Source organism: Thioreductor micantisoli (assembly GCF_055392745.1).
Window position 1 is genome coordinate 1,554,542 of sequence record NZ_AP043760.1, and the last position, 21,479, is coordinate 1,576,020.

At 29.0% G+C, this 21,479-nt stretch carries 21 protein-coding genes; 18 read left to right on the plus strand and 3 right to left on the minus strand.

Going from position 1 to position 21,479, the window contains the following annotated elements:
- Position 1 precedes the first annotated feature (1 nt).
- Genes ACZ5OA_RS08310 through ACZ5OA_RS08325 form a run of 4 tightly spaced genes read left to right on the plus strand, consistent with a single transcriptional unit; the run spans position 2 to position 4,102 of the window.
- Positions 2-718: a zinc ribbon domain-containing protein gene (locus ACZ5OA_RS08310; protein WP_464907382.1), complete on the plus strand. Its 717-nt coding sequence runs from the start codon at positions 2-4 to the stop codon at positions 716-718.
- Between the two features lie 6 nt (positions 719-724).
- The gene (gene waaA, locus ACZ5OA_RS08315) at positions 725-1,852 is read left to right on the plus strand and encodes a lipid IV(A) 3-deoxy-D-manno-octulosonic acid transferase (RefSeq protein ID WP_464907383.1); all 1,128 of its coding nucleotides are present in this window, start codon (positions 725-727) and stop codon (positions 1,850-1,852) included.
- Entirely contained in the window at positions 1,845-2,126 is a 282-nt protein-coding gene (locus ACZ5OA_RS08320) for a DUF167 domain-containing protein (protein WP_464907384.1), read from the plus strand. The genes waaA and ACZ5OA_RS08320 overlap by 8 nt, the downstream gene beginning before the upstream one ends.
- Positions 2,123-4,102 carry an EAL domain-containing protein gene (locus tag ACZ5OA_RS08325; RefSeq protein ID WP_464907385.1) on the plus strand — a complete coding sequence of 660 codons (1,980 nt, stop codon included), beginning with the start codon at positions 2,123-2,125 and terminating at the stop codon, positions 4,100-4,102. The genes ACZ5OA_RS08320 and ACZ5OA_RS08325 overlap by 4 nt, the downstream gene beginning before the upstream one ends.
- 3 nt (positions 4,103-4,105) lie before the next feature.
- On the opposite strand, the gene panC is transcribed toward ACZ5OA_RS08325, so the two are convergent.
- Complete coding sequence (gene panC / locus ACZ5OA_RS08330) at positions 4,106-4,921, minus strand: pantoate--beta-alanine ligase (protein WP_464907386.1); 816 nt, start codon at positions 4,919-4,921, stop codon at positions 4,106-4,108.
- Positions 4,922-4,985: 64 nt separating this feature from the next.
- On the opposite strand from panC, the gene prfB reads away from it, so the two are divergent.
- Positions 4,986-6,086 carry a peptide chain release factor 2 gene (gene prfB / locus ACZ5OA_RS08335; protein ID WP_464907387.1) on the plus strand — a complete coding sequence of 367 codons (1,101 nt, stop codon included), beginning with the start codon at positions 4,986-4,988 and terminating at the stop codon, positions 6,084-6,086.
- Positions 6,087-6,101: 15 nt separating this feature from the next.
- Here prfB and ACZ5OA_RS08340 read toward each other — a convergent pair whose 3' ends face one another.
- Positions 6,102-6,503, minus strand: a complete 402-nt coding sequence (locus ACZ5OA_RS08340) for a DUF6858 family protein (protein WP_464907388.1) — start codon at positions 6,501-6,503, stop codon at positions 6,102-6,104.
- 65 nt (positions 6,504-6,568) lie between these two features.
- Positions 6,569-8,929, minus strand: a complete 2,361-nt coding sequence (locus tag ACZ5OA_RS08345) for a ribonucleoside-diphosphate reductase subunit alpha (protein WP_464908343.1) — start codon at positions 8,927-8,929, stop codon at positions 6,569-6,571.
- 258 nt (positions 8,930-9,187) lie between these two features.
- Here ACZ5OA_RS08345 and ndhC point away from each other — a divergent pair, with 258 nt between their 5' ends.
- The 13 genes from ndhC (at position 9,188) to ACZ5OA_RS08410 (ending at position 21,474) form a co-directional block, all read left to right on the plus strand.
- Positions 9,188-9,526: an NADH-quinone oxidoreductase subunit A gene (gene ndhC, locus ACZ5OA_RS08350; RefSeq protein WP_464907389.1), complete on the plus strand. Its 339-nt coding sequence runs from the start codon at positions 9,188-9,190 to the stop codon at positions 9,524-9,526.
- Positions 9,510-9,983 carry an NADH-quinone oxidoreductase subunit B gene (locus ACZ5OA_RS08355; RefSeq protein WP_464907390.1) on the plus strand — a complete coding sequence of 158 codons (474 nt, stop codon included), beginning with the start codon at positions 9,510-9,512 and terminating at the stop codon, positions 9,981-9,983. Before ndhC ends, ACZ5OA_RS08355 begins: the two co-directional genes overlap by 17 nt.
- A gap of 9 nt (positions 9,984-9,992) precedes the next feature.
- Complete coding sequence (locus ACZ5OA_RS08360; RefSeq protein ID WP_464907391.1) at positions 9,993-11,636, plus strand: NADH-quinone oxidoreductase subunit D-related protein; 1,644 nt, start codon at positions 9,993-9,995, stop codon at positions 11,634-11,636.
- A gap of 11 nt (positions 11,637-11,647) precedes the next feature.
- On the plus strand, positions 11,648-12,613 hold the full coding sequence (locus ACZ5OA_RS08365; protein ID WP_464907392.1) for a complex I subunit 1/NuoH family protein: 966 nt from the start codon (positions 11,648-11,650) through the stop codon (positions 12,611-12,613).
- Position 12,614: 1 nt separating this feature from the next.
- Positions 12,615-13,121 (plus strand): 4Fe-4S binding protein, encoded by a 507-nt coding sequence (locus ACZ5OA_RS08370; RefSeq protein ID WP_464907393.1) that lies wholly within the window; start codon positions 12,615-12,617, stop codon positions 13,119-13,121.
- The gene (locus ACZ5OA_RS08375) at positions 13,114-13,590 is read left to right on the plus strand and encodes an NADH-quinone oxidoreductase subunit J (protein WP_464907394.1); all 477 of its coding nucleotides are present in this window, start codon (positions 13,114-13,116) and stop codon (positions 13,588-13,590) included. The genes ACZ5OA_RS08370 and ACZ5OA_RS08375 overlap by 8 nt, the downstream gene beginning before the upstream one ends.
- Complete coding sequence (locus ACZ5OA_RS08380) at positions 13,587-13,898, plus strand: NADH-quinone oxidoreductase subunit NuoK (RefSeq protein ID WP_464907395.1); 312 nt, start codon at positions 13,587-13,589, stop codon at positions 13,896-13,898. The genes ACZ5OA_RS08375 and ACZ5OA_RS08380 overlap by 4 nt, the downstream gene beginning before the upstream one ends.
- A complete protein-coding gene (locus tag ACZ5OA_RS08385; protein ID WP_464907396.1) occupies positions 13,888-15,735 on the plus strand; it encodes an NADH-quinone oxidoreductase subunit 5 family protein in 1,848 nt (615 codons plus the stop codon). Before ACZ5OA_RS08380 ends, ACZ5OA_RS08385 begins: the two co-directional genes overlap by 11 nt.
- A 1-nt stretch (position 15,736) precedes the next feature.
- Positions 15,737-17,167, plus strand: coding sequence for a complex I subunit 4 family protein (locus ACZ5OA_RS08390; RefSeq protein ID WP_464907397.1), 1,431 nt, complete (start codon positions 15,737-15,739; stop codon positions 17,165-17,167).
- Entirely contained in the window at positions 17,167-18,501 is a 1,335-nt protein-coding gene (locus tag ACZ5OA_RS08395; RefSeq protein WP_464907398.1) for an NADH-quinone oxidoreductase subunit N, read from the plus strand. Before ACZ5OA_RS08390 ends, ACZ5OA_RS08395 begins: the two co-directional genes overlap by 1 nt.
- Before the next feature lie 137 nt (positions 18,502-18,638).
- The gene (locus ACZ5OA_RS08400) at positions 18,639-19,628 is read left to right on the plus strand and encodes a TRAP transporter substrate-binding protein (RefSeq protein ID WP_464907399.1); all 990 of its coding nucleotides are present in this window, start codon (positions 18,639-18,641) and stop codon (positions 19,626-19,628) included.
- Positions 19,625-20,191 carry a TRAP transporter small permease gene (locus ACZ5OA_RS08405; protein WP_464907400.1) on the plus strand — a complete coding sequence of 189 codons (567 nt, stop codon included), beginning with the start codon at positions 19,625-19,627 and terminating at the stop codon, positions 20,189-20,191. Before ACZ5OA_RS08400 ends, ACZ5OA_RS08405 begins: the two co-directional genes overlap by 4 nt.
- Positions 20,188-21,474, plus strand: a complete 1,287-nt coding sequence (locus ACZ5OA_RS08410; RefSeq protein WP_464907401.1) for a TRAP transporter large permease — start codon at positions 20,188-20,190, stop codon at positions 21,472-21,474. The genes ACZ5OA_RS08405 and ACZ5OA_RS08410 overlap by 4 nt, the downstream gene beginning before the upstream one ends.
- Positions 21,475-21,479 lie beyond the last annotated feature (5 nt).

Genomic DNA, 21,479 nt, shown 5'->3' on the forward strand with positions numbered 1-21,479 from the left:
AATGAATAAATATCTTAACCAATTAGTAGAATTAAATCAATATGATAAAAAACTTGAAAAATTAATTCCAGTAGAAGAAAGTATCAAAAAACCTCTTACTACATTACAAAATAAAGTTAAAAATTTAACTACAAAACTTGAAAAACTTACTGATGAGATTAAAAATTTAATACTTAAAAAAAGTAAAAATGAACTATTAATTACAGAATTAAAAGAAAAGCTTAATCAAATTGCAGAAAAAAGTGCAAAAGTAAAAACAATGAAAGAAGCAAAAGCTCTTAGTTTAGAAGAAGAACTTGCAAAAGAACAAATTGAAAGTGCAAATGAAGAGATTGCAAAATTTGAAAAAATGGTAGAAGAAAAAAAAGAAGAAAAAGAAGAAATTACAAAAGAAACAAAATCACTTGAAGCTCAAATAATTATCACTCAAGCTGAAATCCAAGATAAACTTGATGAACTTGAAAAACAAAAAGAAACTATCTATAAAAACAAAGATGTATTAATCAAAAAAATGGATTCAAATATTTATAAATTTTACAAAAAAATTAAAAAATGGGCTGGGAATTCAGCTGTTAGTCCTATAAGAAAACAAGCTTGTATGGGTTGTTTTATGAAAATAAATGAGAAAACTTATGCAGATGCAATAAAAGGTGAAGAAATAATCACTTGTCCTCATTGTGGAAGAGTTTTATATATAGAAACTGAGGAAAATAAATAATTTAAAATGGCGATAAATATTTTATATTATCTTATCGCTTTTTCCCTCTATATAATTTCCTTACCTATTTTACTTTTTCTAACTTTTAAAAACAAATATAAAGATTCAATTCCTGCAAGATTTTTTTTACTTAATAATCCACCGTTTAATAAACCTTTACACCATTTTCATACTTGTAGTTTAGGTGAAACAAAAGCTATAAAACCTATTATTGAAAATTTTGAAGAAATTAACTTATCAGTAATTACCAATACTGGTTACGAAGAAGGCAAAAAATATAAAAATGCAAATGTTAGATTCTTACCTTTTGAACTGTTTTTACCTTTTTGGTATAAACCTTGTAAAACTTTAGTGGTAGTAGAAGCTGAACTTTGGCTAATGCTTTTTATTATGGCAAAAAAAAGATGTCAAAAAACTTTGCTTATAAATGCTAGAATAAGTGATAGAAGTTATCCAAAATATATGAAATTTAGATGGTTTTATCGTCATCTTTTTAAATATGTTGATGTAGTTTTAGCTCAAAGTAAAACTGATAAAACAAGACTAATAAATTTAGGGGCTAAAAATGTCAAAGTTGCTGGAAATATCAAAAGTGCCGTAACTTATCAAATAACAAAAAAATATCCAAAACCAAGTAAAGAACTAATCGTAGCTGGAAGTACTCACCCGGGTGAAGAAGAGCTAATTCTTAATGCTTACAAAAAAAATTCTATTTTAGTAATAGTTCCAAGACATCCAGAAAGGTTTGAAGAAGTTTATAAATTAATTGAAAAATTTTCTGCCAAAAATAGTTTAACTTATGGTAAAATTCAAGATGGACTAAATAAAGATATTATTTTAGTAGATAAAATGGGTGAACTCATTAATTTGTATAGTATAGCTGATAAAGTAATTTTAGGCGGAAGCTTCATAGATAATGCTGGTGGGCATAATCCATTAGAAATAGCTTATTTTAATAAACCATTAGTTAGTGGAAAATATATTTTCAATCAAAAACCTCTTTTTAAAATGGTAGAAAACGCAAATATTATAGAAAACAGTAAATTAGAAGAGTATTTAAATAAAGAGTTAAAACCAACTAATATAAAGAACAGAGGAAATATTGATATGATATTAAAGGAAATTGATGTTTAAAATAGAAAATGATCATGTGTCATTTAAAGTAAAAGCACAACCAAGCTCATCAATTAATAAAATAGCAGGAATTTATGATGAAGACTCAATTAAAATAAATGTAAAAGCACCACCAGTAGAAGGGGCTGCAAATAAAGAACTTATTAAATATTTATCTAAACAATTTAAAATATCTAAAAGTGATGTAAGTATAAAAGGTGAAACATCAAAAAGAAAAATAATTACCCTGCCTTTGAATGAAAAAGTAAAAAAATTTATAGAGGAATTTAAATGAAAAACAGAAATTTAGTAAATAAAATAAATAGATATTCTATAATATTTCCTATAATGGTAACTATTATAGGAATAGTAGCAAGTGCATTTTTTATTACTTATCAAAAAAATTTATTAGAAAAAATAGGGACAAATGCATTAAAACAAGCAGAATTAAAAGTTCAAGAAGAGAAATTAAAAGCTTTAGTTGAGCATACTATGGATACAACAACTTTATTACAGCAACAAAACTATAAAAATATATTACAAAAATTAAAAACTATATATAAAAATAAACAAAATTATATTTTTGTATATAAATTAAATTATCCATTAAATGAATCTATAAAACATAATAAATTTGCTACGATGCTTATGAATATAAATAGACCAGATTTACTAGGAAAATCTATATCTCTTAATTATAAAGATATTAAAAATAAAGAATTTAGAAAAGAGATGCTTCAAAAAATTATAAAAAATGATGAAGCTTTTGTTACTTACTATTATAAAAATCCATTAACAAATAAAATAGATAAAAAATTATCTTACTTTAAATACTATAAACCTCTAAATATCATAATTGCAAGTGGTTCTTATTTAAACGAACTCGATAAAATAATTAAAAATTATAACAATCAAATAATATCTGTTACTAAAAATTTTGTAACAATATTTATAGTAGTTGCATCTTTTTTATTAATTATAGTTATATTTGTATATAAAATAATTACAAAATTAATCTCACAAGAAATTCAAAAATATCAAAAAACTATTAAAAAAGAAACAAATAAAGTAAAACATCAATTATATTTTGATGGACTTACCAATTTAGAAAACAGAAAATTATTGGTAGATAAAATAAATAGAAACATATTTAGTAATTTAATATTAATAGATATAGATGATTTTAAAAATATAAATCAATTTTATAGTGCAGAAATAGGTGATATATATTTACAAAAATTTGCTAGATTATTAAAAGAATTTAAAAAAGCACAAACAGCAGCTATTAGTATTTTTAGAATTGGATCTGATGAATTTGTTCTGGGAATAAGACACAGTAATTGTATAAAAACTGCTCAAATTGCAAAAAATTTAAATTTATTTATAGAAAATAAGACTATTGAAATTAATAATGATAATTTTGATATAAGTGTTACTATAGTTTTTAGCAAAACACCAAACCTTTTAAAAAAAGTGCTAATTGCTCTTTCTATTGCAAAAGAAGAGCATATTTCACTATGTTCTTATGATGATATTAAAGATAACTCAAAAGATAAAGAATATTTTGAAATGAGAAAACTTATCAAAACTGCAATAGAGAAAAATCAAATTACTCCTTATGCACAAGCTATTGTCAATAAAGATGGAGAGATTATAAAATATGAATTACTTATGAGAATTGTAACAGAAGACAAAGTTATTCCTCCTTATTTCTTAGATTATGCAAAAAAAGCAAAATTATATAATGAGCTATCTCGTCAAATGATTTCAAAATGTTTTAAATTTATAGAAAAAACAGATATTTTATGCTCTATAAATTTAGATTTAGAAGATATTAAAAATGAAGAAACTATAAAAGAATTAGAATTTTATGTAAATAAAGTTAAAAAACCTGTTGTATTTGAAATATTGGAATATGCTTCAATGACTGATTATGCAATTTTTGGAAAATTTGTTGAAAAATTTAGAAAAAAAGGAGTTTTATTTGCAATAGATGATTTTGGAAGTGGATTTTCAAATTACAAAGAAGTTATTTTATTAAAACCAGATTATGTTAAAATAGACGGTAGTTTAATAAAAGATATTACTAAGAATAAAGACAATTTACTGTTAGTTTATTCAATTGTTTCTCTTGTTTCAACATTAAATATTAAAACAACTGCTGAATTTGTAGAAAACAAAGAAATCTATAACAAACTAAAATCAATAGGAGTAGATGAATTTCAAGGTTATCATTTTGCAAAACCAACTCCATTAGAGGAATTAAAATAAGATCTATAAATAAATATTATCTATAAGTCTTGTATTTCCTACAAAAGCAGCTATTAAAATTATGCTATTTTTTTCCTCTATTTCATTAATATAATTAAATTTTTTATCTACAAAAGCAATATATTGAAGTTTATCAACATCTAAAATATTCAACATTTCTTCTTTTAGTTTTTCACAATTTTTCTCTTTTATGCTAAGCTTTGCAGCTAATTTTAATGATTTTGAAATAGATAAAGCTCTCTTTTTTTCTATATCAGAAAGATAGACATTTCTACTACTTAAAGCAAGTCCTGTTTTTTCACGAACAGTCTCACCTTCTACTATTTCAATATCCAAAAACAGATTTTTTACCATTTGTTTAATAAGTGCTAATTGTTGAGCATCTTTTTTGCCAAAATAAGCTTTTTTAGGTTTAACTATATTAAAAAGTTTGAGAACTATCTGTAAAACACCATCAAAATGCCCTGGACGGAAATGACCCTCTAATATATACCCTCTAACTTTTGGAACTTTAATCAAAGCCTCATCACTATCATTATACATATTTTCTATATTTGGAGCAAAAATATAATCAACACCTGCTATCTCACAAATTTTGGAATCTGCTTCTAATCTTTTAGGATATTTATCTAAATCTTCACCCTCCAAAAACTGAGTTGGATTTACAAAAATAGAAACTACTACCGTTTTATTTTCACTTCTAGCTTTTTTGATAAGACTTAAATGTCCTGCGTGCAATGCACCCATTGTTGGAATAAATCCAATTTCTTTGTCTTTTAATTCTTTTCTTAATTCGTAAGGATTATTTATTATTTTCATTTAAACACCTTTTATGGTAAAATTACAACTTATAAGTAGCTAATTATACTAAAAAAGGATAAAAATGGATAGTTATGAATATTCTGAATTAATTAAAGATTTAGAAAACAAACTTAATAATATTTCAAAAATTATAGACCCTGAAAAAATTAAAAAAAGACTTCAAGAAATTTCAGTAATGGAAAATGAAGCTGAGTTTTGGAATGAACCTAAAAATGTGGCTAAAATTCAAAAAGAAAAAAATATATTAACAAGAAAACTAAAAAAATATAATGATGCAAAACAAGCATTAGATGACAATAAAGATATGCATGAACTCGCAAATTTAGAAGAAGATGAAGATACATTAAATGAAATATTTAGTGAACTTCCTGCTCTTCAAGAAAAAATAAAAGCAATTGAAATTGAAGTTATGCTTAGTGGAGAACATGATGCAAATAATGCAATTGTTTCAATCCATCCAGGAGCTGGTGGTACAGAAAGTCACGATTGGTCAAGTATTTTATATAGAATGTATCTAAGATTTGCTCAAGAGAGAAAATGGAAAGTAGAAACGATAGATTATCAAGATGGTGATGAAGCAGGGATTAAAGATGTTACTTTTATGGTAAAAGGCGAAAATGCTTATGGATATTTAAAAGCAGAAAATGGTATTCATAGACTTGTTAGAGTTTCACCATTTGATAGTGGAGGAAGACGACATACTTCTTTTGCATCAGTTCAAGTTTCTCCTGAAGTTGATGATGATATTGACATCGTAATAGAAGATAAAGATATTAGAATTGATACTTACCGTGCAAGTGGAGCTGGTGGACAACATATTAACAAAACTGAAAGTGCTGTTAGAATAACCCACCTTCCAACAAACATTGTTGTTCAATGTCAAAATGGAAGAAGTCAACATCTAAATAAAGATACAGCCTTTAAAACATTAAAATCAAGACTTTATGAACTTGAGCTAGAAACAAGAAGAGCAATAGAAGAAGGAAAAGAAAAATCTGAAATTGGATGGGGTCATCAAATTAGAAGTTATGTTCTGTTTCCTTATCAACAAATCAAAGATGTTAGAAGTGACAAAGCTTATTCACAAGTAGATAAAATTCTTGATGGTGATTTAGAAGAAGTAATCGAAGATGTATTAATTGCACAAAATAGTCAAGAATAAATAAGAGTAAATCTCTTATTTATTTAAATTATTTTTAAGTTCCTTTACCCAACTTTCCATAGTCTCATTTGCTGTAATTGCAGGTGGTTCTAAAAAAGCAACTTCAAATTTATCATTAAATTCAGTAACTGCTATACTTCTTGGTCTTGCTGCTAAAATTTTTCCATTTGGAATTGCTTTTCCAAAACAAAATATAATAATTTTTGCATCTTTTATTTCAGGAGCTATATTTCCATCTACAAGACTACTAGTATGTTCAAAATGATCAAATTCTGCAATATATTTTGCAACAGGATGTTTTTCAATTTTTTGTTTAAAAAATTCTATAATTTCACTTACTTTTTCATAAGTTGTTTCATTTTTAAAAATATCCAATATAAATACTGGATATTTTTCTTGTACTAAAATTTGTTTCATAACTTTCCTTTATATTTAATAATAGAGGAAGCATTATATATATTTTTAATAATTTGTCAAATTAATTATTGGCATCCCATACATTCTATACTTCTATCCATTACATCTTGTTCAGCTTCTGGAGATTTACTTCTTAAATAATAGAATGATTTAATACCAAGTTTCCAACCAAGTGAATAAATTTCATTTAAATATTTTCCACTTGCATTTTTTGGATCTATAAAAATATTTAAACTTTGTCCTTGATCTATCCATTTTTGTCTAATGGCAGCAGCTTTTACCAATAATCTTTGGTCAAGTTCATAAGCTGGAGTATAAAATTGCCAAGTATCAGGACTTAGATTTGGTACAACAACAGGAATAAGTCCACTAAGATTTTCTTCAAACCATTTTCTTTTATAAACAGGCTCAATCGCTTGAGTTGTTCCACTTAAAATAGAAATAGAAGAAGTTGGTGCAATAGCCATTAAATAACCATTTCTCATACCGTTTCTAACTTCTTCTCTCAAACTATCCCAATCACAACAAGTTGGAGCAAATAAGTCTCTTTGAACAAGCTTTTTAGCTTCTATATTTGCAGTATCTATCGGTACAATTCCTTGTTGCCATTTACTTCCCTCAAATTCAGGATAAATTCCTTTTTCGTGTGAAAGCTCTGCACTTGTTTTAATAGCCCAATAACTAAAGTTCTCCATTAATTCATCAATTTTAAGAAAATGCTCAACACTACCCCATTCTATTTGATTTTCAGCTAAATATTGTGCTTCTCCCATAACTCCAAGCCCAATTGCTCTATTTTTTTTATTTGTATCTTTTACTTTTCTTTGTGGGTAAAAATTCAAATCAATTACATTATCGAGCATTCTAATGGCAATTGGAACAACTCTTTTGAAATCTTCTGCACTATTTACTTTACTTAAATTCACACTTGCCAAATTACAAACTGCTGTATCTCCGTCAATTTTTTGTTTTTGAGCAATATAAATTTTTTTACCATTTATAGAATCAATACTTGAAAGTTTTTTAGCAGGTTTTTTGTAGCCTCCATCAACCTCAACTATCTCTTCTTCTTCAAAAAGTTCTATACTTTCATCTTCATAAATTATCTCTATTTTATAATAATTAGGTGATGTGTTTTGATAAATTTCGGTGCATAAATTACTACTTCTAATAATTCCTGCATGATCATTTTGATTTCTAATATTTGCATTATCTTTAAAACATAAAAAAGGATTTCCAGTTTCATAATATTCAACTAAAACTTTTTTCCATAATTCTTTTGCTTTTACTCTATGTTTTACTAAATTTTCATCTTTTTCATATTCAAGATATTTTTTTTCAAATTCTTCTGCATAACAATCAGTTAAATCAGGAACTTCATAAGGGTCAAAAAGTGTCCAAAGCTCATCATTTTGAACTCTTTTCATAAACAGATCATTTATCCAAAGAGCTGGGAATAAATCGTGAGCTCTTCTTCTTTCTTCCCCACTATTTTTTTTAAGTTCCAAAAAGTCCATAATATCCATATGCCAAGGTTCCAAATATACAGCAATTGCTCCTTTTCTAGTTCCTAATTGATCAACTGCAATAGCAATATCATTTGTGATTCTAAGCCAAGGAATTACCCCACCTGCTGCATTTTTGTGATTATCAATAAAACTTCCCAAAGATCTAATTCTTGATACATCCCATCCGATTCCACCACCAAATTTACTAAGTAGTGCCATCTCTTTGTAATCATCAAAAATTCCCTCAATATTATCATTCATACTTCCTACATAACATGAGCTTAATTGATGTCTTGGAGTTCTTGCATTACTTAAAGTTGGAGTTGCAGCCATTACTTCAAATTTAGATAAAATATCATAAAACTTTTTCGCCCATTCTTGAGAATTTTCTTCATTTTGAGCCAAAAACATAGCAACACCCATAAACATATGTTGAGGAAGCTCTATTGGATTATTTTGTTTATCTTTAAGTAAATATCTATCATATAATGTTTTAATTCCTAAATATGTAAATTGTAAATCTCTTTTTGGCTTGATATAATTATTTAAATCATCTAAATCATATTTTTCTTTCAATCCTAAAATAATTCTTCCCTCTTTTTCACCTTGTTCAAAATATTCTTTTAAATGACGATATCCTGTCCATCTACTAACTTTATGGTATAAATCATATAAAAATAATCTTGAAGCTACAAATGACCAATCAGGTCTATCAATATCTATTTTATCAACAGCAGTTTTTATCAAAGTTTGTTGAATCTCTTCTGTGCTAATTTTATCTCTAAATTGTATTTTTGCATCTAATTCTAATTCACTTTGATTTACATTTTTAAGTCCTTCACAAGCAGTTGATGTATATTTTTGTATTTTTGAAATATCTAATAATTCTATTCTTCCATCTCTTTTTTTTACTTTTATTTCATTTAACATTTATATCCTTTTAGAAAAATTCCAGAATAGATTATAATATAAATTTGCTTAAACAAGCATAAAATTTATAAACTAAATAATAGGTTATAAATGTAACTTTTTTACATATTTTTGATAATAAAAAGCAATATTTGTTACAAATTGTAATCATTTTTCAAAATATTATATTATAATCAGTAACAAATTATTAAAAAAGAGTAATTTTATCTTATTATATTATAATTAGAACATAAAAAGGAGAATTTAATGGAAACAGTTTTACTATATGCCTTAGGTATTTTCGCTGGTGTTTTTGTTTTATATCTTTTAGGAATTATGGTTGCCCCTTATGCTCCTAATGATGTAAAAAATGACCATTTTGAATGTGGATTGCCACCAAGTAGTGATGTTCCTCTAAAAGCAAATTTTGGATATTTCATATTTGCAATTGCTTTTATTATATTTGATATGAGTGGGTTATTTTTTAGTTTATTCGTATTTGATAATACTGAATATAGTTTAAAGATTGCCATGATATTTGGTATTTTATTATTTGCTGCTGTAACAATTTCAATGAAGGAGTATAGACATGTTAAAAGTTCTTGATTTTTTTAACTATGCAAAGAGTAAATCTCCTTGGATAGTTCATTTTTGTAGTGGATGTTGCTCACTAGAAATGTTAGCGGCCATGAGTCCAAGATATGATTGGGAAAGATATGGATATATTATGACCCCAACACCAAGACAAGCTGATATTATTTTTATTACAGGACTTGTAAGTAAAAAAATATTACCAGCACTCATTAGAACATATGCACAAATGCCAGAGCCTAGTTATGTTGTAGCGATTGGTGCTTGTGCTTATGATGGTGGTCCATACAATGATTCAGTTTCTGTTATCAAAAATGTAACAGAAATATTACCAGCAGATGTATTCGTAGCAGGTTGCCCTCCAAGACCAGAAGCTATTCTTGCTGGACTTGAAGAAGTAAAAGAAAAGATAAGAAAAGGTGAACCAAGTGCTGCAAGCCAAGGTGGCCTTTGGAAACAAATGAAGTTTTAAGGATTGATGATGGAAGCTATTAAAAATGTATTACAAAAATACGATAATGAATATATAAAAGATTATAAACCTACATGGGTTAAAGCAAAATTCAAAAATCCAAACGATTTACTTAATATTGTTTCAGATTTAAAGGAAGTTGGAGTAGAAACTTGCTCAACTGTTTCTCCAACTGATTTTATTGATGACAATAAAATTGAAATAAATTATTTTTTAGAAGATTTAATAAATAAAAAAAATGTTTGGCTAAAATTTGACTTACCAAGAGAATTAGAAGAATGTAAAATTGATTCTATTACTCCTTTAATGCCAAGTGCTAATTGGCATGAATTAGAAGCATATTCTACTTTTGGAGTTAAGTTCGAAAGACATCCAAATCTAAGATATTTCTTAATTTCAGCTGATTATTTTGGAAAATTTCCATTTAGAAAAGATTTCGATTGGAAAAAACATGAAGAAAATTTAATTCAAAATATAGATGATATTACGAGTGAATGGCTTGATGAATATGAAGAAAATAAAAAAACATTACCAAAAGATGGTAGTGAAACTATCTTACATTGGGGACCAACACACCCTGCAAGTGGACCTATAAGACTAAGAGTTGGTGTTGATGGTGAAAATATTAATTGGGTTGATCCTGATATCGGTTATGTATGGAGAGCTTTGGAAAATCTTGTTGAAAGAAAAGATTTTATAGGTGCCATTACTTCAGTTGAGAGAATTTGCTTTATGGATAATCCAAATCCAATGATTTGTTATTCTGAAGCTGTGGAAGAAATAGCAGGTAAAGAAATCACAAGATTTGCAAAACTTATGAGAGTATTACTTGGTGAAATCGGTAGAAGCGCATCTCATTTAATTAGTATGGGTGGATTCTTCGGAAATACAGGACTTCAAACATTTGTAATGTGGACTATGGATATTAGAGAATATTTCTTAGATGTTTTAGAAGATTATTCAGGTGCAAGAATTGCTACTGCTTCAGTTGAACCAGGTGGAGTAAGATTTCCAATGCCGGATAATTGGCTTGAAACACTTGAAAAAGCAATTAAAAAATATAAAGATACAGTGCCAGATATGTTAGAAATTTTTATCAAAAATCCACTTATGAAAACAAGAGCCGTGGGAACTTCTCCAATTTCAAAAAACGATGTCATTACAAATTATATGGCAGGGCCAATTGCAAGAGCCAGTGGAGTAAAAGTTGATGTAAGAATAGATGAACCTTACGCGGGATATGATGAAATTGATATGGATTATGTAACTTGTGAAAATGGTGATGTATATGATAGGCTTAATATTTTATTTAAAGAATTAAATCAATCAATGGATATTATGAAACAAGCAATTGCTAAAATCAGAGAAGGTATTGAAAAAGGTGAAATGGATCCTAAAAAAGACCATTTAGTTAGAATGCCAAGACGTATGCCAGCAGGAGAAGCAGTAACAAGAGTTGAGTGGGCAAGAGGTGAAATGCTTATGCACTTAGTTACTACTGAAAAAGCAACAAGCCCATATAGACTAAAACTAAAAGCACCAAGTGTAAATCACACAATGGTATTAGATAGTCTATTAAGAGGTAAAACTTTGTCAGATATTCCATTAATTTATGGAAGTATGCATATCTGTCAGGGTGACTTAGATAGATAAAGGAGTAGAATATGTTTAATAATATTTGGTTTGAGATACTTGTTTTTCCAGGTTTACTGTTTTTACTTGCTTGGACATTTTTTGTATTTTATTTCGCAAGAAAAACGCTAGCAAGAATCCATAAAAGAGTTGGACCTCATTTTAATGGACCAGCAGGAACTTTACAAACAGTTTTTGATGTTTTTAAATTGTTAACAAAAGAAAATATTACGCCAAAAACAGCTGATCCATATCTGTTTAGCATAATTCCATTAGTTACACCAATTATTGCTTCACTACCAGTAATTTTAATTCCTTGGACACCTCTTATGCATAATGGAGTTGTATTGGATACACAATATGGAATTTTAGGATTAGTTGTACTGATTGGAGTTGAGCCATTTTTACTATTCTTGACAGGGTTTGGTTCAAACAATAAATATTCATTCCTTGGAGGAATGAGAGTTTTAGCACAAATGCTTTCAATGGAAACACCATTTTTCTTAGCGGCATTATCTCCTGCAATTTTATTTGGAACAATGAATTTACATGATATAATGTATTCAAATACATGGCTTACTACTCTTATTTTATTACCAGGTGCTATTATTTTTATAATCGCAATGCTTGGAATTTTGGAACAACCACCATTTAATATTCCAGAAGCAGAACAAGAAATTGTTTATGGATTTTATACTGAATATTCAGGAACAAACTATGTTTTACTTAAATTTGCAGAATTTACAGAAATTTTAGTTGTGTCAGCAACTGCTGTTACACTATTTTTTAGTGGATATAGGGGACTGTTTTTTGATAGTTTCTTTTGTTTATTCTTAAAAATAGTTTTAATTGCAATTCTTATGGTAACTATTAGAGCAAGTAACCCAAGACTTAGACTTGACCAAATGCTTAAATTTGCATGGAGTTGGTTAGTTCCACTTGCAATATTAAATATAGTTTGGATAATTTTCGCAAAACTATATATTTTAGGAGCTTAAAATGTTGTTAGATATAGTTAAAAAAATGATAAGAGTTACAAAAGGTATGACAGAAGATAGAATCGCAACTATTGATGCATCAAAAGAGTTTGTTCATCATTCTGATATGTTTAGAGGAAAACACGAAGTAGATTACGAAACTTGTACAGGTTGCGATGCTTGTAACAAAATTTGTCCAGTTAACGCAATTGTGATGAAACCTCTACCTCTTAAAAAACCAAACAAAATACCAGAAGTTAATTTGGCTGTTTGTATATTTTGTGGATTATGTGAAGATGTATGTCCTGTGAAACCAAAAGCTATTAAACTTAGTGGTGGAGACTTTAATATGAGAGCTGGTGGGAAACATGAAGCTCAAGATAACTTCTGGGTAAAAGTAGATGTACCTGAAGATTGGATAGAAAAGAAAAAAGAAGAAGAGAAAATAAAAGCGGAAGCAGCTGCAAAAAAAAGAGCTGAAATGGCAGCTAAAAAGAAAGCTGAAGCTAAGGAGGAAAATAATGGTTAGTTTTTTATTATTAACAGCAGTTATTATTCTAGCGGTAATTTCTATTACTGTTAAAAAAACTGTGCCTGCACTACTCAGTTTTGCAATTTTAATGTTTCTACTAGGACTTTATTATATTGGATATGGAGAAAAACTATTAGGACTTTTCCAAATATTTGTTTATACTGGAGGAATTGTTGTTTTAATGCTTTTTGGTGTAACTGTAATTGGAACAAACTTTCCAAAAGAAAAAGGAAGAGCATGGGCTGTTACAAGTATTGTTTTGATAACAATTGGATTTTTTATAATTCCATTTATGTTACCAAGCTTTAATATAGTAGATAATGCAGGTGATGTTCATGAACAAGTAAAAGTTTTAACTGGGAATTATGCAGAAGTTACAATTTTTTTAGCAGTTGTAGGGGCAAGCTTATTATATGGAAGTATTAGAATGCTTCATACATTAAAACATGAAAAGGAAATATCATGAGTTTTCAAATAGATATGATATTCGCAATTATACTTTTTGCAATAGGACTTTATGGAATTACAACAAAAGCAGATTTTTTGAAAATTTTCTTTTCATTGGAAATGCTTTTAAACGCGGTAATTTTAATTTTGGCAAGTAGTGCTTACCATTTTGGTATGACACAAAATCTAGCAATTGCATATATTATTATTGTAATTGCTACACTTGAAGCAGCAGCGGGAGTTTTAATATTTTTACTTGCAAATAGAATCACTCATGAAGTTATCCCAGATAGATTAAATGAAGGGGGTAAATACGATGATAAGTAGTGTTGGAATATATCTTGTTTTACCTTATTTAGGAGCTGTTTTAGCTTTTGTTATAGGTAAAATGAATGAAAAAAGTGCCTTTTGGATTGCGGAAATAGTAGGTGCTATTTTATTTGGAACAAGTGTTTATCTTTTTATGACATACACTACTCCAATTGATATAGATTATACTTGGATAAATTATGGTGGAATTCAACTGCCACTTGGAATTTACATTGACCATTTAAGTATCGTTATGCTTTTAGTAGCAACTGGACTTGGATTCATTGATATTCATTTTGCACACGATTATATGGGAGATGACCCCGATAAACCAAGATATTATGCAGAAGTAATATTCTTTATTGGTGGTATGATTTTACTTGTAATCGCAAAAGATTTAATTGGTGCTTTTGCAGGTTGGGAATTTATGGGACTTGCTTCATATCTTTTAATTGCTTTTTGGTTCAAAACAAAACCAGCAGCCAATGCAGGTATGCAAGCATTTTTATATACAAGATTTGGAGATATTTTCATATTAGCAGCAATCGGTTTACTAGCTTATTTTGTAGGTGACCTTAATATGATAGATTTAAATCAAATGGCAAACAATGGTGAAATAGATAAAACAGTTGCTCTCGTAACCGCAATGTTTATTTTCATGGGTGCTATTGGTAAATCTGGACAATTTCCATTATATCCATGGCTTATGAATGCAATGGAAGGACCAACTACTGTTTCTGCTCTAATTCATGGAGCTACAATGGTAAATAGTGGTATTTATATTGTTGCAAGACTATTTGATTTTTATGCTTATACAGATGCATTATTTGTAGTTGCAAATGTAGCAGCATTATCTGCATTTATTGGTGCAACTAGTGCATTAGTACAAAAAGAGATCAAAAAAATACTCGCTTATTCAACAATGTCTCATTTATCAATTGCTTTTGTTGGACTTGGAGTTGGAAGTTTAGGTTTTGGTATGTTACACCTTGTAAATCATGCTATTTTTAAAGCATTACTATTCTTATCAGCTGGTGCAATTATTTATATAGCTCACCATACAAAAGATGCGTGGAAACTTGGAGGACTTATCAGAAAAGCCCCTTATGTAGCACTATTTATGGCAATGGGTTCATTGTCACTTGCAGGGGTTCCACCATTTAGTGGATTTTTCTCAAAAGATGGTGTAATTGCAGAGGCTATTTTACATGGAAGTCCATTTGTTTATATATTTGTAACAATAGCAGGTCTATTATCAATAGCTTATATTACAAGACTTTGGGTATTAGTATTTATGGGTGACCCAAGAGATGAAGATATCAATGGGCATGTTCACTCTCCTGGAACTCTATTTATTAGATTACCACTTGGAATTTTAGCGTTTACTACCCTTGGAATTGCTTTATATCAAACAAATATAGTTGATTATATTGTTGGTCATCCAGTAGCAGAGCCACATGTAAAAGGTCTTTTAGTTGGATTTTTACTTGGAATGGCTATTTTATTTGGAATAGTTGTAGGTCTTTATGTAAAAGGTATGAAATTACTTAAAAAAATATCACAACATAGATTTATGCAAATTATTCATCAAGTATTATTTAATGGATATTATGTAGAAACAGGAATTACATATTTAAGTAAAAATGTAATTGTAAATGGAGTGGCAAAATCAACAAGATGGATTGATACAAATTTAATTGACTGGCTTGTAAATGCAACAGTTCCATTTGCAAGAGGAATCTTCAAAGGAATTAGAATCGGTCATACTGGTAGAATTGGTGATTATATTGGTATATTTGCTATCGGTGTTGCTATTATTGTAATTGCAATTTTAATAACAGTAAAAGGTGTGTAATATGATGAGTGTAGAATTAATATTTGGACCAATGCTACTAGCACCTTTTGTATATTTTTTATCAAAAGGAACTGAATGGGTAGCAAAATGGATAGCTTTAGCACTATTTGTTGGATTACTTGGAATATCTTTAGAGATGTATCATGCCCTGCCGGCTGATGGTGGATTTCTATTTTTAGGGGAATTCTTAAGAGTTCCCGGAATTGATTATGCTTTAACTCTGCAAGTTGATGCATTAAGTGTAATTATGCTGATTTTAACAGCATCACTTAGTATATTAGTTGTTTTTTCAAGTTGGAATGAAAAGCATCAAGCTGCTTATTTTTCATTACTAATTTTCTTTGCTGGACCAATTTTTGGTGTATTTATGACAACTAATCTTTTATGGTTTTTCATATTCTGGGAAATGGTATTAATTCCAATGTTATTCTTAATTGGATATTGGGGAGGAGAAAAAAGAGTTTATGCAACAATTAAATACTTCTTATATGCTCACTTTGGTTCAATGTTTATGTTAGTTGGATTTTTCCTTATTTATAAACAAACAGGACATTGGGATTTTATGACAGTTAAAGAAGTTATGATTACAACACCAGCTCTTATTTGGTGGCTTATGTTTGTTGGATTTGCGGTTGAAATGCCACTGTTTCCATTTCATACATGGCTTCCTGATGCACACGTTGAAGCGCCGGGAAGCATCTCTGTTTTACTAGCAGGTGTTTTACTAAAAATGGGCGCTTATGGTTTAATAAGATTTGTTATAGAAATGATGCCAACTGAATCTCGTCATTTTGCAATTTATATTGTAATTATTGGACTTACAACAACATTTTTTGCTGGAATGCTTGCTATTTATGAAAAACATATTAAAAAAATTGTTGCTTATTCATCAATCTCACATATGGGACTTGTAGCGGTAGCAATTGCCACAACAACTTATGATGGATTAAGTGCAGCACTTTATGAAATGATAGGACATGCAATTGTTATTTCTCCTTTATTTATAATAGCTGGTTGGCTTCATCATAAAACTCATACTTGGTATGTTGATGAAATGGGTGGAATTATGCAAAAAGCACCTTATGTTTCAGCAATTTTCGTTTTAGCTGGTATGGCGGCCCTTGGACTTCCTGGAACGATGGGATTTGTAGGAGAGCTTACAATTATAGTTTCTGCTATTAAAGCTTTTGGACCGTGGATTGCAATAATTGCTGTAGGTTCACTAATAACAGCGGGATATGTTATCTGGGCAGTAAGAAGAGCTTTACATGCTGAGATATCACCAATAGTAGCAAAAAGTAATTTTGATATGGGTGGTTTTGAATTTATGGCACTTGTAGTATTTGCATTCTTTATCATTTTCTTTGGTGTGTATCCTCAACCAATTTTTGATATGGCAAATAATGCATTTGCAATGTTTGGAGGTATGTAATGGATAGTTTAATTATTTTAATAGGAGCTGGACTTATTGTTCCTTTATTTTTTAAAGGGCATATGATTATTGCCAAATACATTGCAGCAGCCGCATTCGCAGCAGCCGCTTTCAATGTATATATGGGTAATGGAATTGATATGGAATATTTTGTTTTAACACCTGATATTCAACTTATGGAAATTGTAGTTTTAATCGTATTAGCAGCTACAATGATGACTTTTAGTGGATTTGAAAGACCTCTAATTTCACAAACACTTTTTGTAGGAGCTGCTAGTTTAGCTATTTTAGAAACGAATAACTTCTTAATGTATATAGTTTTATTTGAAGTAATTGCTATTATTTCTTATGTATTAGCTGCAAACATTAGAAGCAAATTAAATGCAGAAGGTGCTATCAAAATGTTTATAGCAGGGGCAACTGCAAGTGGATTTATTTTAATGGGATTTGCAATGTTTGCTATGATTACACCAACTTTTAATTATTCAGAAATTAGTGTACATGGAAATTTTGCATTAATTGCTTTTAGTATTATGCTTGCAGGTGTCTTTTATAAAATGACAATAGTTCCAATGCATGGATGGGCAGCAGATACTTATGCACAAGTTAATCACGCAGCAGCAGCTACTCTTTCAGCTACAATTAAAGTTGTAATTGCAGTAGCTACATTCAAAGCATTTTATGTATTTATGATAGCTTATCCAACTACAACCGTTTGGCTATTTGGATTTTTTGCAATTATAACAATGACACTTGGTAATTTTATGGCACTTTTCCAAACAAAAATCGCTAAAATTTTATCATTTTCATCAATTACACATGCTGGATATATGTTAATTCCATTTGCAGCAGTAGCAAGTATTTATAGTTATACTGGTTTAATTTATCTTGGTGTTGCTTATGTATTTATGCAAACAAGTGTATTTTTACTTTTAAATGATTTAAGAAGAGAAGCTCATATCAAAACACTAGAAGATATTAAAGGACTTTATAAAAAATCTCCTTTACATGCACTTTTCTTTACAATTCAACTTTTATCTCTTGCAGGAGTTCCTGTATTAGCGGGATTTATATCAAAAGCAGTTGCTTTTTATGCAGGGGTAGATGCAGGATTATGGCCACTTGTATTAATTGCAGTTCTTAATTCTGCTTTATCAGTTGGCTATTATGTATGGATTATTAAACACATATATTTTGATGAACCAGTAGCTGGGACACAAGCAAAAATCACAATGACACCTGGTTCATTAGTAGGTCAATTAATCTTACTTGCAGGAACTATTTACTTTGGTATTTTTGCAGCTCCTGTATTTAGTGCTACTTTAGGATTATAATTCCTTCCTCTCTTTTGGGAATTATTGAAACAAAATACTATTTATAAGTTACAATTTGTAACTTTCCCTCTTTGCTCTTTTTTATTTTACTTTCCTTTTTATTTTTGTATGATATAATTTATAAAAAAGGAGTTTTTATGAAACTATTTAAAGGATTATTATGTGCTTCGTTAATTGCAACAATGTCTTTTGCTGCTGAATATACACTTAAATTTTCACATGTTGTATCTCCAGATACACCAAAAGGAGAGGCAGCTGATTATTTTGCAAAAAGAGTAGCTGAGCTTAGTCATGGCACAGTAGAAGTAAAAGTTTATCCAAATGCTGTTTTAGGCAAAGACAAGGCAGTTCTAAGAAAAATGAAATTCAATTCAATTCAAATGGCTGCTCCAAGTTTTTCAAAATTTACAGGTCTTGTTCCACAACTTGGAGTATTTAGTTTACCATTTATTTTTAAAGATGCAAACCATTTACATAAAGTTTTAGATGGAGAAGTTGGTCAAAAACTTTTGAATATGGTTACAAAAAAAGGATATGTGGCACTTGCTTATTGGGATAATGGATTTAAACAAATGAGTGATAATATAAGACCTCTTCTTAAACCAAGTGATGCGAAAGGATTGAAATTTAGAGTAATGGATTCTAAAGTTTTAATGGCTCAATTTAGAATAGTAGATGCTATTCCTCAACCACTTCCATTTAGTGAAGTTTATTCAGCACTTCAACAAGGTGTAGTTGATGGTCAAGAAAATACAATTTCAAATATTTATACTAAGAAATTTTATGAAGTTCAAAAATATATGACTATTACTAATCATGGATATTTAGGTTATATGGTTGTTATGAGTAAAAAAGCATGGCAAAAACTACCAGCAGATATGCAAAAAGTTGTAAAACAAGCTATGAAAGAAGCTACAGCAAAAGAAAGAATTTGGGCAGATGCTCTTAATAATTCACAACTTGCTAAAATTCAAGAATATGCTAAAAAAACTGGAAAATTAAAAATTTATCATTTAACACCAGCCGAGAGACAAGTATGGGCAGATAAATTAAGTGAAATATATCCAGAATTTTATTCAACAATTGGAAAAGATTTAATCAATAAAGTTATAGAAGAAGGTAAATGAAAATTTTAGATTTTTTAGATAAATTTATTGGATTTATCAATGAATTTATTGCCGCATTTGGTATTATAGCAGGTGTTACACTTGCTTTTATCAATGTTGTTGCCAGATATGTTTTTCATATCGGAATTGATTGGGCGTTTGAATTAACCAATTATTTTTTCATTTGGTCTGCATTTTTTGGCGCAGCTTATTGTTTTAGACAAGAGTGCCACGTAAAAGTTACTTTACTACTTGATGTCTTACCATCAAAAGTAGCTAAATTTACATCTTTACTTGCTACATTTATTACTTTTTTATATTTATTAGCTGTTGCTTATTATGGATATCTATTTATATTTGATCCAGATTTAGGTTTAAAATCAAGTGGAGAAATGAGTATCAATTTAAATATTCCTGTTTGGATACCTTACATTGTAATCCCTATTGCTTTTATATCTGCATCTTATAGAGTATTTGAAAAATTTATCGAAATGGCAAAAACTCCAGCAAATGAATTAGTGAGAAAAACTGAAAGTGATATGATTATTGAAGAAGTTGAGATTAATATGGGTGGTAAAAAATGATAGCTGCTGTTTTATTTGGAATATTTTTTCTTTTTATGTTTTTGAGTGTTCCTGTATCGGTAGCACTTGGAGCATCTACATTTATAACTTCTTATATGTATGAAGGAAATGATTCATTAATTGATCTAACAAGTGCACTATTTTCAAAAATTGATAATTATGCTTTAATGGCTATACCTATGTTTATTTTAGCAGGAAATTTACTTAGCAAAGGAAGCAGTGCCAAAAGAATAGTAGAATTTGCAAAAGCTTTTGTAGGACATTTACCAGGAGGTTTGCCTATTTCTGCGATCTTAGCAAGTATTGTATTTGCCGCAGTTAGTGGAAGTTCCCCTGCAACAGTTGTAGCTATTGGGTCTATTATGTTTGGAGCAATTACAAGTGCTGGATATCCTAAAAAGTATGCTTTAGGAACTATTACAACAGCTGGTAGTTTAGGAATACTAATTCCACCAAGTATTGTAATGATTGTTTATGGAGTTACAGCTGAAGTTAGCATCGGTAAACTTTTTATAGCAGGGATTATTCCTGGACTTTTGATAGGTTTTATGCTAATAGCCATAACTTACATAGGAGCTAAAAGACTTGGATTTAAAAGAACAACTCCTGCAAACTGGTGCTTTAGATGGGCTAAATTCAAAGAAGCTTTTTGGGCTTTAATGACAATTATAATTATTATAGGTGGTATTTATGGTGGAGTTTTCACTCCAACAGAAGCAGCAGCAGTATCTGCTATATGGGCTTTATTTATAGCACTTTTTATTTATAAAGATATTAGCTTTGCTGATTTAAAAGATGTATTTTTAGAAAGTGCAAAAACAAGTGCTATGATTTTATTTATTATCGCAAATGCAAGTGTTTTTGCTTATTTCTTAACACTAGAAAATATACCACAAGATTTGGCATCAATGGTAACTGATATGGGACTTAATAAAATTATGTTTTTAGTGGTAGTTAATATTTTATTATTAATTGCAGGTAATTTTATGGAACCAAGCTCTATAATTATGATTATGGTGCCTTTACTTTTACCAATTGCAAAACTTTTAGGAATTGATCCTATCCATTTTGGTGTAATTTTGACTATAAATATGGAACTTGGAATGCTAACTCCTCCTGTGGGGCTTAATCTATTTGTAGCAAGTGGAATTACAGGTTCTTCCATAAAAGAAGTTGTAAAATCAGTAATTCCTTGGTTTATGGTTATTTTTGTTGGTCTTTTAATGATTACTTACATTCCTGCAATTTCATTATGGTTACCTAATATGATGATGGGAAACTAATTATT

Excerpts from the sequence above, each read along its gene's own strand:
- ACZ5OA_RS08310 (WP_464907382.1), top strand. The coding sequence starts at position 2 with ATGAATAAATATCTTAACCAATTAGTAGAATTAAATCAATATGATAAA.
- waaA (WP_464907383.1), top strand. The coding sequence starts at position 725 with ATGGCGATAAATATTTTATATTATCTTATCGCTTTTTCCCTCTATATA.
- ACZ5OA_RS08320 (WP_464907384.1), top strand. The coding sequence starts at position 1,845 with ATGTTTAAAATAGAAAATGATCATGTGTCATTTAAAGTAAAAGCACAA.
- ACZ5OA_RS08325 (WP_464907385.1), top strand. The coding sequence starts at position 2,123 with ATGAAAAACAGAAATTTAGTAAATAAAATAAATAGATATTCTATAATA.
- panC (WP_464907386.1), bottom strand. The coding sequence starts at position 4,921 with ATGAAAATAATAAATAATCCTTACGAATTAAGAAAAGAATTAAAAGAC.
- prfB (WP_464907387.1), top strand. The coding sequence starts at position 4,986 with ATGGATAGTTATGAATATTCTGAATTAATTAAAGATTTAGAAAACAAA.
- ACZ5OA_RS08340 (WP_464907388.1), bottom strand. The coding sequence starts at position 6,503 with ATGAAACAAATTTTAGTACAAGAAAAATATCCAGTATTTATATTGGAT.
- ndhC (WP_464907389.1), top strand. The coding sequence starts at position 9,188 with ATGGAAACAGTTTTACTATATGCCTTAGGTATTTTCGCTGGTGTTTTT.
- ACZ5OA_RS08355 (WP_464907390.1), top strand. The coding sequence starts at position 9,510 with ATGTTAAAAGTTCTTGATTTTTTTAACTATGCAAAGAGTAAATCTCCT.
- ACZ5OA_RS08360 (WP_464907391.1), top strand. The coding sequence starts at position 9,993 with ATGGAAGCTATTAAAAATGTATTACAAAAATACGATAATGAATATATA.
- ACZ5OA_RS08365 (WP_464907392.1), top strand. The coding sequence starts at position 11,648 with ATGTTTAATAATATTTGGTTTGAGATACTTGTTTTTCCAGGTTTACTG.
- ACZ5OA_RS08370 (WP_464907393.1), top strand. The coding sequence starts at position 12,615 with ATGTTGTTAGATATAGTTAAAAAAATGATAAGAGTTACAAAAGGTATG.
- ACZ5OA_RS08375 (WP_464907394.1), top strand. The coding sequence starts at position 13,114 with ATGGTTAGTTTTTTATTATTAACAGCAGTTATTATTCTAGCGGTAATT.
- ACZ5OA_RS08380 (WP_464907395.1), top strand. The coding sequence starts at position 13,587 with ATGAGTTTTCAAATAGATATGATATTCGCAATTATACTTTTTGCAATA.
- ACZ5OA_RS08385 (WP_464907396.1), top strand. The coding sequence starts at position 13,888 with ATGATAAGTAGTGTTGGAATATATCTTGTTTTACCTTATTTAGGAGCT.
- ACZ5OA_RS08390 (WP_464907397.1), top strand. The coding sequence starts at position 15,737 with ATGATGAGTGTAGAATTAATATTTGGACCAATGCTACTAGCACCTTTT.
- ACZ5OA_RS08395 (WP_464907398.1), top strand. The coding sequence starts at position 17,167 with ATGGATAGTTTAATTATTTTAATAGGAGCTGGACTTATTGTTCCTTTA.
- ACZ5OA_RS08400 (WP_464907399.1), top strand. The coding sequence starts at position 18,639 with ATGAAACTATTTAAAGGATTATTATGTGCTTCGTTAATTGCAACAATG.
- ACZ5OA_RS08405 (WP_464907400.1), top strand. The coding sequence starts at position 19,625 with ATGAAAATTTTAGATTTTTTAGATAAATTTATTGGATTTATCAATGAA.
- ACZ5OA_RS08410 (WP_464907401.1), top strand. The coding sequence starts at position 20,188 with ATGATAGCTGCTGTTTTATTTGGAATATTTTTTCTTTTTATGTTTTTG.